Below are 16853 nucleotides of genomic sequence, written 5' to 3'. Positions count from 1 at the left end.
GAAGTAATCCCAACACCCCATTAAAAAAAAAGAGAATTAAATTTACCTGACCTAGGTAGTTACCTTATTTGTTATAAAGGAAGAAGTTATTTCAAAGATTATCACCAATGCGCAGTTATCCTCAAAAAAAACGTGTCCACAAATTGATAAAATCCCCTAAAATGCTTAGTCTGATGGCTAGTAGTTTAATGTTGTTACAAAGTTTATTTGTGAGTAATACTACTTTGGCACAACAGAAAAAAGAAGTATTTAACTATTCAGATTTATTGAGAAGCATTGAAACAGGAGAAGTAAGCAAAATCACGATCGATCCTGCGACTAATATTGCTAATGTGTATTTAGAAGGAGCAACAGATAATAAACCAAAGGAAGTTAAACTTTTTAATCAAAATCCCGAATTAATCGCCAAAATTAGGTCAAAAAATATTGATTTTGCCGTAGAATCTTCGGCGGCTAGTAGTGCCGCAATGATTAATTTAATGCAGATAGGAGTGTTATTTTTATTAATTTTAGGCTTATTTATTTTAATCAAACGTTCCGCCAGTAGCGCAGCAGGAGCAATGAATTTTGGTAAATCTCGCGCTCGATTTCAAATGGAAGCCGCTACAGGCATTGAGTTTAAAGACGTGGCAGGTATTGAAGAAGCGAAAGAAGAATTAGGAGAAGTGGTGACTTTTCTGAAAACCCCTGATAAATTCACTGCCGTAGGTGCAAAAATCCCTAGGGGTGTCTTATTAATCGGTCCTCCGGGTACGGGTAAAACCCTTTTAGCTAAAGCGATTGCTGGAGAAGCACAAGTGCCATTTTTTAGTATTTCTGGTTCTGAATTTGTAGAAATGTTTGTGGGAGTGGGTGCTTCAAGAGTACGAGATTTATTCCGTAAAGCGAAGGAAAATGCTCCCTGTTTAATCTTTATCGATGAAATTGATGCGGTGGGCAGACAAAGAGGAGCGGGAATTGGGGGAGGTAATGATGAGAGGGAACAAACTTTAAATCAATTGCTCACGGAAATGGACGGTTTTGAGGGTAACACGGGCATTATTATCATTGCCGCCACTAATCGCCCTGATGTGTTGGATAGTGCCTTATTACGTCCGGGGAGGTTCGATCGACAGGTGATGGTGGATTATCCTGATATGAATGGGCGTTTAGGGATTCTTGAAGTACACGGAGCTAACAAAAAGATCGATGGAGAGGTATCTTTAGAAACCATTGCGCAACGTACCCCCGGTTTTAGTGGTGCAGATTTAGCTAACCTCTTAAATGAAGCGGCTATTTTAACGGTGAGAAGAAGAAAGGATGCCATCACCATGGCGGAAATTGATGCGGCGATCGATCGAGTAATTGCTGGTATGGAAGGCACACCGTTAGTGGATGGTAAGGCAAAAAGATTGATTGCCTATCATGAAGTTGGTCACGCTATTGTAGGGACATTTACCAAAGGACATGATCCCGTAGAAAAAGTTACCCTAATCCCCAGAGGACAAGCTAGAGGCTTAACTTGGTTTACTCCTGATGAAGAACAAGGTTTGATTTCTCGATCGCAACTCTTTGCTCGTGTTACAGGATTATTGGGGGGAAGAGCGGCGGAAGATGTGGTGTTTGGAGATGGAGAAATTACTACGGGGGCAGGAAATGACATCGAAAGAGTGACATCTTTAAGTCGTCAAATGGTGACAAAATTCGGAATGTCAGATTTAGGGCTTATGGCTTTAGAAGACGATAATCAACCTATTTTCTTAGGAAATGACTCCGTTAATCGATCGGATTATTCTCAAGAAATAGCGGAAAAAATTGATAAACAAATTCGCTCGATCGTTTTTCAATGTTATGAAAATGCTAAACAAATTATTTTAGAACATCGATCAGTTATCGATCAATTAGTGGATTTATTAATCGAAAAAGAAACCATAGACGGTGATTTATTCCGTAAAATAGTGGAAAATTCTACTACTAAAACCTTAGAAATCAGTCAAGTATCTTTGATAAAATAAGAGTTAAAATTTGATAGGGGTTAAATAAGATTAACCCCATAAAAATTGAGAAAAAATCATGAAAATTAGTCATCTTTTTATCTATCCCATTAAATCTTGTCAAGGAATTAGTTTAACAAAAGCACAAATTACTGTTAAAGGTTTAAAAAACTTCTATCAACCTGCTTTTTTTGATAGAGAGTTTATGTTAGTCGATGAAAATGGGAAATTTTTAACTCAAAGACAATACCCCAATATGGCAACTATCAAAGTTGAGATTCAAGACAAAAAAATCTATTTATCTACTAAGAATAATAACTTAAAAGATTTTGAATTAACCCCCCTAGAAAGTAATCAAGAAATCTCTGTTAATATTTGGAGAGATACAACCATAGCGATCGATCAAGGGGATGAAGTAGCAAAGTGGTTGAACCAAGCCTTAAACTTAGAAAAATCCTGTCGTTTAGTCAGACAATCTTCTCAATATATTCGGGCAATTAACCATGAATATAGTACGGCAAAAAATCAACCCGTTAGTTTTGCTGATGGTTTTCCTTACCTATTAACAAATACTGCCTCTTTAGCTGATTTAAATCATCGTTTAAAAGTAAAATATGATGATGATTTCCCCTTAATAAAAATGGGACGTTTTCGATCGAATATAGTCGTAGAAACATCCGAACCTTTTATCGAAGATACATGGCAAAAAATCACCATTAATAATGTTAGTTTTCAAGTAGTCAAACCTTGTAGCCGTTGTGTGATTACAACTACCGATCAATATACAGGTAAGCTCGATCGAACAAAAGAACCACTATTAACTTTAAGCACTTTTCGTAACACCCCAGATGGTATAATGTTTGGTCAAAATATGATACCTGATACCGAAGGAATTATCTCCATTGGAGACATAATTTCGAGCAAAATATGATGAATAATCAAAATACTGACATTAAAACTTTGCAAAAATTATCCCAACAAATACCGCAAAAAATGCCCTATGTCAAAATGTTAATGTTATTTGGTTCAAGGGCAAGGGGTGATATTCACGAAAAAAGTGATTGGGATTTTGCTATTTTGTACAATCGAGAAATCAGAGAAAAAACTTTTAAAGATAACCCTTATGGTTGGTTTGCAGACTCTATTGATTTGAATGAAATTTTTGAGCTAAAAACTGAGCATATAGACATTGTGGATTTAAACAGTTGTTCTGATTTTATTGCCCATTATGTTGCTCGTGACGGTGTTCTTTTATACGAAAAAAATAAAGGAGAATTTAACCAATTTAAACAAAATAAATTAAAAACCGAAATAGAGATTCAACAATTAACTAATATCATGAGAAAGAAAGTAGAAAATTTTTTAGTCAAAAGAGGAGTATGAGAAAAATTGACTCTAGTATAATTATTCGTAAATTTGAGTTTCAAACTACTTATTTACAGCAGTTAGAAGCCCATGAAAATATATCTTTCAATGATTTTTTAGCAGATACTTTATTACAAAGAGCGATCGAACGTTTAATTCAATTAATAGCAGACGTTGCTTTAGATGTAAATCGTTATTTATTTAAGTCATTATTGATTAAACAACCAGAAGAAAATGCCGAAACTTTCATTAAATTAGGTCAACTAAAAATTATTGATTATGACTTAGCACGGAGATTAAAAGAGTCAGGAAAAATGAGAAATTTATTAGTTCATCTTTACGAAATAATTGAGCCTCTATTTGTTCATTCTGCTATTAAAGAAACTTTAGCAGATTATCCTTTATATCAAAGACAAATCTTAAACTATTTAGACACTTTAGAAAATGACAATGGAGGAAAATTTTAAGTGATGATAAATAGGCATCTGGGAAAAATTCCCGTAGAGACGTAAAATTTTACGTCTCTACAATAGTTTTAGGTATCAAAAATTTAATTTTTTCCAGAAGTAAAATAAAGATATTTCTATTAAACATTTACTCTTTATTTCCTGATTCCTAATTCCTTATTCCTAATTATTTATAGGCTTTAACGCATTCTTCCACTAAAGGAGCAACTTGATCAATATCTTTCCAACCTAAAATATTAGTTTCTTTTTTCTCTAGGTTTTTGTAGCTACGGAAAAATTCAGCAATCTCGTCTAAGATATGAGGTGCAACATCTTTCATGGATTTAACATGATCATAGCGCGGGTCTTCCGCAGGTACACATAATATTTTCTCATCTCGATCGCCCCCATCAATCATTTCTAACATACAGATAGGACGAGAGGCAATAACGCAACCGGGAAAAGTAGGCTCATCCATCATTACCATACCATCAAGAGGATCACCATCATCGGCTAAAGTATTGGGTACAAAACCGTAATCATAGGGATATTTTACTGAAGAAAATAAGACTCGATCGAGGATAAAAGCATTCATATCCTTATCAAACTCATATTTATTCTTACTGCCACCGGGTATCTCAATTAAAACATTAATAATACCAGCTTTAGGTTGAGCAGGAATTCTCGATAAATCCATTTTAAATAGTTCCTTAACTTAAATTAACAACGATATTTGATTGAAAACGGTGATTTCAGTAGGTGTCAACATCACGATTCGGATTTTACCACATAACCGCTCTATGAAACTTGCTCAAATTTACTCATGAGAGTAAATCCCCACTCTTCATGGGATGGACGTTCACTTCCTGCTTCAGGTGAATCCTTAATAGACTCGCCATTAAGTTGGTTTGACTCTTCACAGGCTTTACTTTCCGACAAGCTATCGGTAGTTGGATATAACTCCATATGAATACTAGCATTCAAATCACTATCGATCTTTAAACTGCAATTTTCACACTCATAAACTCTTTTTGAAAGAGGCATTTTTTGTTTATTTTGACAGTTTGAACATAACTGAGATGAAGGATAAAATCGATCGGCAACAATCAATTTTGAACCATACCATTGTGTTTTATACTCTAACTGTCTTCTCAACTTGCTTATTAACCTAGACTTTGGGTTGTTAGCCCCATTTATTTAGGGGTTGCCTCATAGTCTTTTGATGAGGATAGGTGTTAGGTATTAGGTTTTGGATTTATTGAGATTAATAACTTGATTCGCCAAAAATTGTTGATTCGCCTCTCTTATTTTTGCCCCTTCATCATCGTATAAGAATGGCAAAGTTGCATAGCGAGTTCCTTTTGTTACAGGTGTCGCTTCATGGAGCAAAGAACAGGAGAAAACCACTGCGCCTCCCGTTGGCGCTCGATAGGTTTTTGAGCCAAATTCAGGAAATCGTAAATTTCCCCCTTCGTATTCTTCTGCATTTAAATTAATAGTTACGGCAAAACGGCGATGGGCTGTTCCGTTGGTGGTATTGTCTCGGTGAGGGCGGAAAAATCCTCCAGAGTTGCTGTCATAACAAGCGACAATATATCTTTCTATACGAGTCACTTGAAATTGATAGGCTTTGGCAATTTCAGGCACTAATCTTCGGCTCAAACGTTGTCTTATGCCTGTTTTAACGTCTTCTGATTCAATATTATAGTCTTTTCTTTTTTTGAAGTTATGATCCTGAATACCGATGGTTTTACCGTCTCTTTCTCGCATAAATCCCGATTCATTTCCACCGTTTTCGTTATATAGGTTAATCAATAATCGACAAAATTCTGGTTCAAAAACCCGGGGTACTATTAGTATCGGGGCGCATAAGGGTACTTGTGCATAATCATCTACTGAGGGTAATTGATGGATGATTTGTTCGATCGATCGATTATGGCTATCAGCATCGACGAGGGGAATATTGCCAATGACTCGCAAGGAAGGATCAAGTATTAGGGTAAAAGGAGCATAGCCAATGATATTATCTTGACTCGATTGTAATGCGCCATAAAGGTTACTAACTTGAAAATCAAAATCCCAAAAAAAGCGAATACCGGGGATCATGTCTTGAACACGTTTTAATTCAATATCTTGAGGATCGATACTGACACCAAAAAAACATAAATGACTATCATTAAATTTATCTCTTATTTGTTGACGGAAAAAAGATAAAACTTTAAAGGCTTTTTCGTTACCCGCCGAGCCGAAAAAAGTTAGTACTACATAACGCCCGGCAATGGAATTGAAGTTAAACTTAGGATTAGTTGAGCTTTGACACTGAAACCAAGGTACAGCATCGCCCACTAAAAATCTATTCATGACTATTTCAAAATACTAGACAACATTAAGCTCGATCGCATCATATTTTGGGACGGATTTTTTTCAATCCAATATGTAATAAATAGCGAACCTAAGACAATACAAAAAAGTTTACTGAGTTATTATATACAAAAATCGAATTTATTCATAATCTTAATGAGTTTGTGATTTAGTCAAAAAGTATTACCATATTCTTCTAAGATAGCAATAATATTGATTAACTCTTGTCGGTGGACTTCATTGGGTTCGAGTTGATAGCGGATTTGCCCAAGACGGCATCGAGTTTCGATTCTAGCTCGGCGAGTCGATCGTTCTCTTGCCTCAAGCTCTCGATATATTTGTCTTCGTTCTTGAGCCACTCTTCGTGCCTCATCTTCCTCTCTTCGTTGCTTTTCTTCAGCTCTTCGTTGTATTTCCTCAGCTCTTCGTTGTTCTTCTTGAGCCAAGCGATTTGTTTCTCGGTTTCGACGGTACCAGTCAACGCCGAAATTAGCCACTGTAGCCACGATGGCTGCCACAGTGAGTCGATTGCTCCAGATTCTTGGTTCGGCGATAAATCCGAGGATTTGGAAGTCGGTTTGGTCATAAAATCTTAAAAATGCTATGGTTATCAATAATACTGTCACCAATGTTGATGGTAACAAGGATAAAAAGTTAGTCCACATTTAATCTGCTATATTCTTTTTCATTATACTCTCACATTTTATGAGTGACATCAGCGCCGAGATTCAAACCATGATGTCAATAAATTTCGACAGTCAGTCTCTTTTATACCTGCAAAAACCTCTAAATGATGATTGGATGCGTTACTATCTGGAATATTTAAAATGGTACGAATCGCTCCTGTTTTAAAGTCATCTGCGCCATAAATTAAGGTTTTCAGACGGGCATGGATAATTGCTCCAGCACACATGGGGCAAGGCTCAAGGGTAACGTATAAGCTACATTCATTTAAACGCCAAGTACCCAACTTGTCACAGGCTTTACGGATAGCTAATATTTCCGCATGGGCAGTGCAATCTTGGGTTTTTTCTTTTTGATTATAAGCCGAAGATATGATCTTGTTAGCTCGATCGACTACGATCGCACCTACAGGGATTTCCCCTTCATCTCCTGCTTTTTTTGCCAAAATTAACGCCTCATTCATCCAATATTGATGATTTTCTAACTCTAACATGGGTTGAATTAAGAATTAAGAATTAAGAACGATTACCATTGAGTATATTAATTAACAACTATTCACTACTGACTATTCACTATTCACTATTCACTATAAACTATTCACTATTTGTTGTTCATTGTCAAAAATTCTGCTATATATGTTAGTAGAGAACAAAATGTAGAGATTTTTTATGTTGACTCTGGACTTACCGAGTATCAATGTCCGTGAAAGAATACAATCATCGAGTCGTATTCTATTGATTGAAGATGAAGAATTGATCAGGAATATGATTGCCTTAAATCTGGAGGAGGAAGGATATGAGGTAATCAAAACCAGTAACGGTAGAGAGGCATTAAACATCCTTGAGCGTCAGCAATTGCCAAGCTCAGAGGATAATATTGATATGGTTATTTTGGATTTGATGTTACCCGAAGTTAACGGTTTAGATATTTGTCGTTTACTCCGTTATCGTGGCAATATGATCCCTATTTTAATTTTAAGCGCAAAAGCGGCAGAGACCGATCGAGTTTTAGGATTAGAGGTTGGTGCTGATGACTACTTAACAAAACCCTTTAGTATGAGGGAATTAGTCGCCCGTTGTCGAGCCTTAATACGCCGTAATTCCTTTAACAATGTTACCCCAGAATCTGTCCGCCAATATAAAGATATTACCCTATTTTCCGATGAATGTAGAGTTATCGTCAGAGGGGAGGAAGTTAACTTGTCACCTAAAGAGTTTCGTTTATTGGAGCTATTTATGACCTATCCTAAAAGGGTATGGGATAGAGAGCAATTAATTGAAAATATTTGGGGCGCAGACTTTTTAGGGGATACTAAAACCGTTGATGTGCATATTCGTTGGCTACGGGAAAAACTAGAGAAAGACCCTAGTAATCCTGAGTACTTAATCACTGTACGGGGATTTGGTTACAGATTTGGTTAATTAATGAGGAATGAGGAATGAGGAATTGAGAATTAAAACATCACCCATGACAAATCACTTCAGTTTTCCGTCTTCTAGTTCAATAATCCTCTCTGCTACATCTAAAATTCGATCGTCATGGGTGACAATCAAAATTGTGCAACCTTGTTCTTTTGCTAATTTTTGCATAATTTCGACCACATCACGACCAGATTTACTGTCAAGGGCTGCCGTAGGCTCGTCTGCTAAAACCATTTTTGGATGAGATACTAATGCCCTAGCTATGGCTACTCTTTGTTTTTGCCCCCCTGAAAGATTCTCAGGATAGTAATTAATTCGATCGCCCAATCCTACTGCTTGTAACATAGCGATCGATCTTTCTTTCACTTCTTTGGCAGAAAATTCTGGGTGTAACTCCATAGACATTTGTACATTTTGTCTTGCCGTTAAGGATTTTAAGAGGTTATGAGCTTGAAAAATATAACCAATATTGCGCCTAGTTTCTATCAAGAGATTATTATTAGCCTGAATTAACTCCTTCCCAAACACTTTAAGGCTACCATGATTAGCCGTTCTTAATGCCCCCATAAGGGTTAATAAAGTGGTTTTTCCAGAGCCTGAAGGACCTTTCATAATAACTACTTCCCCTTTTTTGAGAGTTAAATTAATGTCAAAAAGGGTTTGTTTTTCAATGTTATTACTCCTAAAATAAAAGTCTAAATTTTTTATTTCTACTACTTGATTATTTTTTTGTTCATCAGGTATAATTAATTGTGGATTTGTGGTTAACATAATTTTTATTATCTGGTTATTTTTCAGAATAGTTAGGAATATTTAATCATTAAAATATGTCCGCAGGATCAGCAGATTTTAGTTTATTAACGGCGATCGCACCTGATAAAAAGCACATAATAACCGTTAAAATATAGACAGAAAAAGCTAAAGATTTAGTCATAAAAATCGGTAAACCCGTAGCCCCTGCTGCCCCATTATAAAGAAACATAGAGATACCTAAACCGGGCAAAAAACCAACACAAGCTAAAATAATTGCCTGTTGAAAAACAAGAATTAATAAATAATTGTTCGTGTAACCCATTGCTTTTAAAGTGGCATATTCGGGTAAATGATCAGCTACATCAGTATAAAGAATTTGGTAAACAATAACAATACCAACTACTAAACCCATTCCAGCCCCAAGGGTAAAAATAAAGCCAATAGCAGTGCTATTTTCCCAATAATCTCGTTCATATTGAACAAATTCTTCTCTTGATAAAACAACCACATCACCACTATTAAATTTTTGTTTTAAACTGTTAATTACTGCCTCTTTATCAGTATTTTTAGCTAATTGAATTACTCCAATATCAATTAAGTTTTTATTTCTGTTAGGAAACATTCTTAAAAAGTTTAAATCACTGGTAATTAAATTACCATCTGCACCAAAACTTGAGCCTATAGAAAATAAACCACCGATGATAATTTTTCGGCTATCAATTTCTGTTTTGACAGTTTTTCCAGTGTTAAAAAGTTCTGAAATAGCTCCAAATTCTGGTCTTGATTTATCATCAAATAAAACCACATCAGATAATTTTAATTGCTCAAGATTTTTGGCAACTCCGGGTAGGGTAAATAGTTGATCTTTTGGGTTAAATCCCATTACCATAATTTGTCTAGTTGATTGATTTTCTGGATTTTTCCAGATGCCAAAACCGATATGAAGATGATTGATTGATTCGACTCCTTCCACTGCTAAAGCCTCATATAAACGCCTAGAAGAAAAACTTTTCATAGCAATTAAAGCATCTGATTGAGGATTTAGTAAAAAAACATCTCCTTTGATTTGTTCATGAACTCTTACTGCACTGTTTAGTAATGCTGTTTTAAATCCTAACTGCATAAACATCAAAATATCAGCAAAACTAATACCTGCGATCGCAATTAATAATCTAATTTTTTCTCGGCTTAATTGTAACCAAGCTAAAGGTATTTTCATAATAAAATTTGTACTAAAACTTGTGAATAAATAAGGTTATTAATGATATTATTATCTTGAGGATTAACGGCAATTTTTACTTCCACAACCCTCGCATCAACACTGGCGGCGGGATCAGTTTCTAAGACATCTTTTTTGCCAATTTTGCTACTAATATGTACGACATTACCAGTAATAGAATCAGGAAAACTATTATTTTCACTTTTAATTATGGCTTTTTGTCCTAACTTTAATTTACTAATGTCACTTTCATAAACTTCTGCAATAATTAACATTTGTTTCGTGTTAGCCATCTCAATTACTCCCTCAGCATTGTCGATGGTTTCACCTTCATAGGCTTTTATGTCAATCACCTGCCCATCATTGGGGGCTTTGATTTGTGTTAGATTTAACTCTACGGTAGCTTGATTAACCATTGACAAGGCTTTTTGCACTTCGGCTTCGGCTTTAGCAACATCAACTTTTCTAATTTCGGAAATTTCTTCTAACCGTGCTTCGGCTTCTTTAACCTGTTTAGTTAAAGTATTAACATTTTGTAAGGCTAGGGCTTCTATTTCCCGAATTTCTTCGGTGATGGTAGTGACAGTTTTTTGATAACTTCCCTCAGACTCTTGATAGCGTTTTTTGGTAGTTTCAACGGTTAATTGCCTAGTTTCAAAATCTGATTGAGAAATAACTCCTTCTTTAACTAACTCTTGATAACGGCTTAATTCACTTTGGGCATTATTTAATTCTGCTTGTACTCTTTCGATCGTTGCTTGTCTTTCTTTTTTTTCAGCTACTAATTGAGCTTGTAAACGAGTAATTTTTGCCCTATCGACTTCTTTTTGTGCCGTTAATTGAGCATTTAATCTCTCAATGGTGGACTTTTGAGCATTAATCTCTCCTTCTTTCGCACCAGCTTTGATAATCGCTAAATTAGCTTGAGCAACTTCTAAATCTTTTTGCGCACTATTCAATTCAGCTTTTTTAGTATCGTAATCAGAAGTAATAGCAATTATATCTCCTTTTTTGACCATACTACCTTCTAAAACCATTAAAGATTTAACCTTAGCGCCAGACATAGAAGGATTTGCGGCTACTTTAATGATTTCTCCTTGAGGCTCAATTCTACCTAAAGCACTTATGGCAGTTATGGAGGCTTTTTCGACTATAGGGGTATCGGGTTGTGCTTGAAAACTCCCTTTTTGCAGAAAATAAACGGTTGTACTAATCAAAGTGACTATTCCTAACACCGTAGAAATTATTACCCACTTTTTACCGTTGTCTCGAAAAACAGAGGTATTTTCGCTCATTTTGTTCTGAGTTATAGTAAACTGCAAAATTTAATTTATTTAATAATCATACTAGACGGTATGGTATGATATTGTCAACAATAAAAAATAGGTAATCAGTGATAGGGTGATAGGAAGACATTATCTATTGCAAATTCCAAATTTTTGATACTCTAGGGCATAAAATAAAAAAATGATTTCTAATTATCAACAAAAAAAAACTCAAACAAAAGCCGAGCAAATATTTAAAGGGGCATTATCCCAATTTTTGGAATTTGGTTATGTGGGGGCGAGTATGGATAAAATTGCCCAAGCATCTGGGGTTTCTAAGCAGACTTTATATAGTCATTTTGGCGATAAAGAAAGTTTATTTAAAGCCTTGATTAAACAAGTGGCAACCCAAGAATTTCAGTTAGTTTGGGGTAAGCCACTACAGGGAAAACCAGAATTTGTTTTGAGGCAATTAGCACAAAGAATTATTCAAGAAATTAGTGATCCACAATATTTAGCTTTTGTACACATTATTGTTACTGAAGCCAAAAATCAACCAGAATTAACCCAAATATTTTTGGAGAATGTTTGTAAACCTGCCATGGCAACTTTAACTAAGTATCTCTCGAACTGTGATGACTTACAATTAGATGACCCAGAGGCGATCGCAGTTATTTTTGTTTATACTTTAATTCACTATGTTATTACACAGGAAATACTAGGGGGAAATATTGTTATTCCTATTTCTCCTGAGAGAGTTATTGATAATTTAATTAAAATTATCGTCAAAATTTGAGGTAAAAAAATGACAAAATAGATAGGTATCCTTAAATAAGTAGGTGCTCAAAATTATTGGTATTTTTATAGTCAGCTATTGAAGACTTATTGTTTATTTATAACGGCTAAAGCCTTCACTACGAACTTTGAAAAAATATACAGTTAATTTTACACTGCTACTTATAAGGCAGAATAGGAAGTTGTCAAAAATGTTATATTTTTTATGTGGTTTGAGTATTGGTTTACTTATTTGTCTATGGAAATATTATCAAATCAATATTCAATTAACAGATATATTAGATTCCTTATCACAATTTGAGCCTGTAAATTCATTATCAAAAATAGCTCAAGTAAGGCGCAATGTTAACTTGCTGAATAACCGTTGTTATTATACACAATTAGAACTAGACCTTCATCATTATTTAATCAAAAAAATTCCCCTAGGGTATTTAAGAATTAACGAAGAAAATTGCTTAATAGAGTGTAATGAAGAAGCAAAAGAACTCTTATTTATTCAGCGTTGGAATCCTGAAATATTGAGGTTATTTTTAGAGTTAGTTCGCTCCTATGAATTAGATCAATTAATTCAACAAACTCGTAAAACAGGACAAAAATTAGTTATAGAATGGCAGTTTTTCCCCACCACAAATTATATTTTAGAAGAAGAAAATAATCTGGAAATAGAAAACTATAAACCTGTATTTCTTAAAGCCTATAGTTATCCCTTACCCGGAGGGCAAGTTAGTATTTTTATTGAAAATCAACAATTAATTAAAGAATTATCAACTCGTAGAGATGAGGCTTATTCAGATTTAAGTCATGAATTAAGGACTCCTTTAACTTCTCTGTCTTTACTAGCAGAAACCTTACTTAAATATACCGATGATAGGGGTAAAATTTGGGTACAACAAATGTCTCAAGAAATTAATCGTTTAATCGATTTAGTACAAAATTGGTTAGAAATTTCTACTTTAGAAAAAAATCCTTATGAGACGTTAAAATTTCAGAAATTAGATTTAAAACAATTAATTTTATCTGCTTGGCAATCACTAAAAATATTAGCAGATCAAGAACAAATTTTCTTAAAATATCAAGGAGAAGAAAAGATAATTATTTCTGCGGATATTAACCGTTTAACTCAAGTTTTTGTTAATTTATTTGACAATAGTATTAAACATAGTTCTAAAGGAGGTATAATCACTGTTCAAGTCAATATAAAAGGCATTAATTATGATGATCAATTCTTAGAAATTAACTTAATTGATTCAGGAACAGGATTTAACACAAAAGACTTACCTTATATATTCGATCGACTTTACCGAGGGGATAAATCAAGGGTAAGGAATGGAAGGGAAGGAAGTGGTTTAGGCTTAAGCATTGTTAAACAAATCATCGAAGCCCATCAAGGCACAATAACCGCCCATAACCATCCTGACACCAAAGGCGCATGGTTTAGAATTACCCTCCCTTAACGTTAGGAGATAGGAGTCAGGAGACAGGAGAAATACTGAAACATCAAGGTTTTGATGCTATTGATATATACAAAATGTATTCTATCTAAACCATTAATTTTAATAGCTTTCTGACTCCCAACAGCAAACCCTCATTCCTCATTCCTCATTAATTATTCACTCCTTTACCAAAGAATTTGGCAGGTTTGGTGATGGTATAAACCTCTGTTTCTTTCTCGATACATTGTCTAACATAACCCGGAGTTTGTAACATTCCTAAGAGACTAATACCATCAAAAGAACGAAAATCCCCCGTGGTTTTTTGCTCTAATATAAGATCAGTTTTTTCGGGGTTAGGGCGGGTATCAAATGTTGCTTCAGAGGCGATCGCAAAGCCCCAGGATGAGCCATAAGTACAAGTTGGGGCAAAATAAGAGTGAACATTAGAAAACACCGATTTAAGAGTATTTACTAAACGTCCGTGAATGTGTAAATTTGCCGGTGCGATCGGACCTGCTTGTATTACAACGATGCCATTTTCTCGGAGAATTTTTTTGAGACGGGCAAAATATTCTTGAGTAAACAATTGAAAAGAAGGACCTTCTTCGATAGGATCGGATAAATCAGAAATGATAATATCCCACTTAGCCTCACTGGTATCCAAAACATTAAAAGCATCACCAATAACTAATTCTAAACGAGGATCGTCAAAAGAACCTTGGTGCATTTCTGGTAAAAACTCTTTACAGGCTTCCACCACATCTCCATCAATATCCACCATCATAGCTTTTTTAACGGCATTCCAACGGAAAACTTCTCTAGTGGTTGCGCCTTCTCCGCCACCCAAAATTAAGACATTTTCGGGGTTAGGATGATTTATCATAGCAGGATGAACTAAAGCCTCATGATACAAAAACTCGTCTCCCGTACAAGATTGCCATTTACCATCTAATACTAAAGCCTTACCATAAACGCCACTTTCCACAACGTACATTTCTTGGTAGGGGGTTTTTTTGTGGGCGAGGATGCTGGTGATACCATGAACATATATATCGTAGGGAGTGATATATTCACTAATCCACACATCAGCATTTAATTGAGAACCTGCCATATTTTATTATTCTCCTGAATATAAAGCAAACTTTTATTATAAGTTATTTATTATAAAAAGTCAATAGTTGTGAGAAATTTGACTAAATTTAACTGAGCATTTTTACTTAAGAATCTACGAGTATTTGTTTAAACTACTAATTTTATTTGTTTCTCATTCAGTAATGCAGTTTTGTAGGGTTTGACGTGCGGAATGTGGGGATTAATATTTTAAACCCAGAAGACGTTTAAGACTAAACCATTTATCTCTTATACGCCAAAATTTACTGGTTTTCATGGCGTTAATTTCTTCTTGTAAAAGAATATTTTTATTTTCCAATTCTTCTATTTTAATATGAATATTATTGTCAGGTAACTTATTTTCTTGAGATATTAAATTATTATTTATTAATTCAATATGGTTGTCTTTCTTACTTAATTCTTGTGCTAAATTTTGAATTTTCAGCTGATTATTAATATTAATATTTTCTAAATTATTAATTTGCATTAATCTGTTATGATTAATTTCCTCTAAATATCTAATTTGTGCTTCTTTTTTCTGTAAATTATCCTTAATTAAAGATAACTGTAAATTTTGCCATGCAGAATGATGATAATTTTTATCTAAATCTTGTTTATAATAGTTCGATCGAGCTATTATATTTTTATGATAAATAGCCTCTTTTTCTTTGGTATATAAACTCTGATAAAAGTTATATAATTTTTTAGTATTATTACTCCAATTAAGAAAATTTTGAGCAAATTTTATCCCATTTTCTGATAACTTTTGAGCTAAAACTTGATCATTAATAACTAAATCCATAGCAGATTGCAAAGATTCTTCATCAACATTCGGCAAAACTATAGCATTTTCTAAATGAGTTAAGACTTTACCAATATTAGTATCAGGAAGAATAACAGGTTTTCCCATCGCTAAAAATTCAGGAATTTTAGAAGGTAAGCGATAATCATTAAAATCATCAGATTTACCCGGTTGTATTAACACATCTGCTAAAGCAAGAATATCAGGAATTTTCTTTCTTTCTACCCAACCTAATTCTTTAATATATTCTTTAATCCATAACTCATTTTCTTCTAATAAAGCTAAGTGATTATCAACTCCCGTGCGAATTAATACCGTAGGTTTTCCCCTCTTATTCCGTTTGCCTACCGCTAAATAAAGTCTTCTAACTTCTTCTAAATTGGTAGGATGTATAATTCCCGTATAAACTAAAATTGTGGTATTTTCTGCAATACCTAATTCTTGCAAAAAAGTCGTATTTTTCTCACGGGGGGAAAATTCTGCGGTGTCAACTCCCGGATATAAAGTAATCGTAGGAATAGAAACAGGAATAAACTCTCGTAACTTATCGATAATAATAGTAACACCATCGGCAGTAGAGAGAAATTCTTTATATTTTTGGGGATGTGATAAATTATAGGGTAATATTCGATCGCGCAGCGCCGTTTCACGATCGAACTCTGAAGTACAATTCTTAACAGGGATATTAAAAAACCTTTCAATGATACATTCTTCGCTATCCTCCCAATGAATTATCAATTTAAAATTGTAAAGAGAAGCTAAGTGATAGCAATAAATTCTAACGTGTTCCCTTGGTGTCCAACAATGTACAATATCGGGAGGTTGATGGTTAGAAAAGTAACTGCAAATATTAGCTATATCTTCATAACGAGTAACCTTGTATAAACTACCCGATATAGAAGTAACACTTTTTTCATCCCAAGGCACAGCTACAATACAATCTAAACCTAACTTTATCAACTCATTAGCAAAATGATGAACATGAATAGCGCTATTCATCGGAAAATCGGAATGAGAAACCATTAAAATATTTTTCATAAACTATATTCAGATAAAAGGCAAGAGGCAAAAGTTATTAACTAACTCTCTATTTCCAATTTTTTATTACTCATTACTTATTAATTATTACTTATTACTCATTCTTGATTCTCCATTGTGTAAACAAATAAGGATAAAGATGTGAGATAATTAAGGATTGTTAACAAAATTATGATCTAAGCTATTAT

The 16853-nt window shown here is 34.2% G+C and carries 17 protein-coding genes; 7 read left to right on the top strand and 10 right to left on the bottom strand.

The genetic code is table 11. The features are described from left to right. Window positions 1-173: 173 nt before the first annotated feature. From ftsH to hepT, 4 genes are read left to right on the top strand one after another with little or no spacing between them, the layout of a single operon-like run. Window positions 174-1994 (top strand): ATP-dependent zinc metalloprotease FtsH, encoded by a 1821-nt coding sequence (gene ftsH / locus SYN6308_RS02075; protein WP_237741246.1) that lies wholly within the window; start codon window positions 174-176, stop codon window positions 1992-1994. A 58-nt stretch (window positions 1995-2052) separates the two neighbouring features. Next, window positions 2053-2904, top strand: coding sequence for an MOSC domain-containing protein (locus SYN6308_RS02070; RefSeq protein WP_017292772.1), 852 nt, complete (start codon window positions 2053-2055; stop codon window positions 2902-2904). Beyond that, window positions 2901-3356, top strand: coding sequence for a type VII toxin-antitoxin system MntA family adenylyltransferase antitoxin (gene mntA / locus SYN6308_RS02065; RefSeq protein WP_026101867.1), 456 nt, complete (start codon window positions 2901-2903; stop codon window positions 3354-3356). The genes SYN6308_RS02070 and mntA overlap by 4 nt, the downstream gene beginning before the upstream one ends. After that, window positions 3353-3805, top strand: a complete 453-nt coding sequence (gene hepT / locus SYN6308_RS02060) for a type VII toxin-antitoxin system HepT family RNase toxin (RefSeq protein WP_017292770.1) — start codon at window positions 3353-3355, stop codon at window positions 3803-3805. Before mntA ends, hepT begins: the two co-directional genes overlap by 4 nt. A gap of 166 nt (window positions 3806-3971) precedes the next feature. Here hepT and SYN6308_RS02055 read toward each other — a convergent pair whose 3' ends face one another. From SYN6308_RS02055 to tadA, 5 genes are all read right to left on the bottom strand, one after another. After that, window positions 3972-4481 (bottom strand): inorganic diphosphatase, encoded by a 510-nt coding sequence (locus SYN6308_RS02055; RefSeq protein ID WP_017292769.1) that lies wholly within the window; start codon window positions 4479-4481, stop codon window positions 3972-3974. A 101-nt stretch (window positions 4482-4582) separates the two neighbouring features. Then, window positions 4583-4939 carry a zinc ribbon domain-containing protein gene (locus SYN6308_RS25255; RefSeq protein ID WP_071590973.1) on the bottom strand — a complete coding sequence of 119 codons (357 nt, stop codon included), beginning with the start codon at window positions 4937-4939 and terminating at the stop codon, window positions 4583-4585. Window positions 4940-5026: 87 nt separating this feature from the next. Continuing rightward, window positions 5027-6145 (bottom strand): 2OG-Fe(II) oxygenase, encoded by a 1119-nt coding sequence (locus tag SYN6308_RS02045; protein WP_017292767.1) that lies wholly within the window; start codon window positions 6143-6145, stop codon window positions 5027-5029. 173 nt (window positions 6146-6318) lie between these two features. After that, on the bottom strand, window positions 6319-6810 hold the full coding sequence (locus tag SYN6308_RS02040; RefSeq protein WP_052312582.1) for a hypothetical protein: 492 nt from the start codon (window positions 6808-6810) through the stop codon (window positions 6319-6321). A gap of 50 nt (window positions 6811-6860) precedes the next feature. Then, on the bottom strand, window positions 6861-7322 hold the full coding sequence (tadA, locus tag SYN6308_RS02035; protein ID WP_017292765.1) for a tRNA adenosine(34) deaminase TadA: 462 nt from the start codon (window positions 7320-7322) through the stop codon (window positions 6861-6863). 175 nt (window positions 7323-7497) lie between these two features. Between tadA and SYN6308_RS02030 the strand changes: the two genes are divergently transcribed. Continuing rightward, complete coding sequence (locus SYN6308_RS02030) at window positions 7498-8250, top strand: winged helix-turn-helix domain-containing protein (protein ID WP_026101864.1); 753 nt, start codon at window positions 7498-7500, stop codon at window positions 8248-8250. 54 nt (window positions 8251-8304) lie between these two features. On the opposite strand, the gene SYN6308_RS02025 is transcribed toward SYN6308_RS02030, so the two are convergent. From SYN6308_RS02025 to SYN6308_RS02015, 3 genes are read right to left on the bottom strand one after another with little or no spacing between them, the layout of a single operon-like run. Beyond that, window positions 8305-9021: a DevA family ABC transporter ATP-binding protein gene (locus SYN6308_RS02025; RefSeq protein WP_017292763.1), complete on the bottom strand. Its 717-nt coding sequence runs from the start codon at window positions 9019-9021 to the stop codon at window positions 8305-8307. 49 nt (window positions 9022-9070) lie between these two features. After that, a complete protein-coding gene (gene devC / locus SYN6308_RS02020) occupies window positions 9071-10222 on the bottom strand; it encodes an ABC transporter permease DevC (RefSeq protein ID WP_017292762.1) in 1152 nt (383 codons plus the stop codon). Then, entirely contained in the window at window positions 10219-11517 is a 1299-nt protein-coding gene (locus SYN6308_RS02015) for an HlyD family efflux transporter periplasmic adaptor subunit (protein WP_017292761.1), read from the bottom strand. Before SYN6308_RS02015 ends, devC begins: the two co-directional genes overlap by 4 nt. Window positions 11518-11689: 172 nt before the next feature. On the opposite strand from SYN6308_RS02015, the gene SYN6308_RS02010 reads away from it, so the two are divergent. Together SYN6308_RS02010 and SYN6308_RS02005 are read left to right on the top strand one after the other, a co-directional pair. Further along, a complete protein-coding gene (locus SYN6308_RS02010) occupies window positions 11690-12283 on the top strand; it encodes a TetR/AcrR family transcriptional regulator (protein WP_017292760.1) in 594 nt (197 codons plus the stop codon). 190 nt (window positions 12284-12473) lie between these two features. Beyond that, complete coding sequence (locus SYN6308_RS02005; RefSeq protein WP_017292759.1) at window positions 12474-13736, top strand: sensor histidine kinase; 1263 nt, start codon at window positions 12474-12476, stop codon at window positions 13734-13736. A 148-nt stretch (window positions 13737-13884) separates the two neighbouring features. Here the strand turns inward: SYN6308_RS02005 and SYN6308_RS02000 are convergent, their stop codons facing one another. Next, entirely contained in the window at window positions 13885-14826 is a 942-nt protein-coding gene (locus SYN6308_RS02000; RefSeq protein ID WP_017292758.1) for a spermine/spermidine synthase domain-containing protein, read from the bottom strand. A gap of 201 nt (window positions 14827-15027) precedes the next feature. Then, window positions 15028-16665, bottom strand: a complete 1638-nt coding sequence (locus SYN6308_RS01995) for a glycosyltransferase family 4 protein (RefSeq protein ID WP_017292757.1) — start codon at window positions 16663-16665, stop codon at window positions 15028-15030. Window positions 16666-16853: the final 188 nt, after the last annotated feature.

This window comes from Geminocystis herdmanii PCC 6308 (assembly GCF_000332235.1).
Classification (GTDB): Bacteria; Cyanobacteriota; Cyanobacteriia; order Cyanobacteriales; family Cyanobacteriaceae; genus Geminocystis; species Geminocystis herdmanii.
Note: the sequence above shows the minus strand (reverse complement) of the source record. Positions and strands in the feature narration are given on the sequence as shown.

What these genes read in the sequence shown, in the direction of transcription:
- ftsH (WP_237741246.1), top strand. Translation starts at nt 174, where the DNA reads ATGGCTAGTAGTTTAATGTTGTTACAAAGTTTATTTGTGAGTAATACT.
- SYN6308_RS02070 (WP_017292772.1), top strand. Translation starts at nt 2,053, where the DNA reads ATGAAAATTAGTCATCTTTTTATCTATCCCATTAAATCTTGTCAAGGA.
- mntA (WP_026101867.1), top strand. Translation starts at nt 2,901, where the DNA reads ATGATGAATAATCAAAATACTGACATTAAAACTTTGCAAAAATTATCC.
- hepT (WP_017292770.1), top strand. Translation starts at nt 3,353, where the DNA reads ATGAGAAAAATTGACTCTAGTATAATTATTCGTAAATTTGAGTTTCAA.
- SYN6308_RS02055 (WP_017292769.1), bottom strand. Translation starts at nt 4,481, where the DNA reads ATGGATTTATCGAGAATTCCTGCTCAACCTAAAGCTGGTATTATTAAT.
- SYN6308_RS02045 (WP_017292767.1), bottom strand. Translation starts at nt 6,145, where the DNA reads ATGAATAGATTTTTAGTGGGCGATGCTGTACCTTGGTTTCAGTGTCAA.
- SYN6308_RS02040 (WP_052312582.1), bottom strand. Translation starts at nt 6,810, where the DNA reads ATGTGGACTAACTTTTTATCCTTGTTACCATCAACATTGGTGACAGTA.
- tadA (WP_017292765.1), bottom strand. Translation starts at nt 7,322, where the DNA reads ATGTTAGAGTTAGAAAATCATCAATATTGGATGAATGAGGCGTTAATT.
- SYN6308_RS02030 (WP_026101864.1), top strand. Translation starts at nt 7,498, where the DNA reads ATGTTGACTCTGGACTTACCGAGTATCAATGTCCGTGAAAGAATACAA.
- SYN6308_RS02025 (WP_017292763.1), bottom strand. Translation starts at nt 9,021, where the DNA reads ATGTTAACCACAAATCCACAATTAATTATACCTGATGAACAAAAAAAT.
- devC (WP_017292762.1), bottom strand. Translation starts at nt 10,222, where the DNA reads ATGAAAATACCTTTAGCTTGGTTACAATTAAGCCGAGAAAAAATTAGA.
- SYN6308_RS02015 (WP_017292761.1), bottom strand. Translation starts at nt 11,517, where the DNA reads ATGAGCGAAAATACCTCTGTTTTTCGAGACAACGGTAAAAAGTGGGTA.
- SYN6308_RS02010 (WP_017292760.1), top strand. Translation starts at nt 11,690, where the DNA reads ATGATTTCTAATTATCAACAAAAAAAAACTCAAACAAAAGCCGAGCAA.
- SYN6308_RS02005 (WP_017292759.1), top strand. Translation starts at nt 12,474, where the DNA reads ATGTTATATTTTTTATGTGGTTTGAGTATTGGTTTACTTATTTGTCTA.
- SYN6308_RS02000 (WP_017292758.1), bottom strand. Translation starts at nt 14,826, where the DNA reads ATGGCAGGTTCTCAATTAAATGCTGATGTGTGGATTAGTGAATATATC.
- SYN6308_RS01995 (WP_017292757.1), bottom strand. Translation starts at nt 16,665, where the DNA reads ATGAAAAATATTTTAATGGTTTCTCATTCCGATTTTCCGATGAATAGC.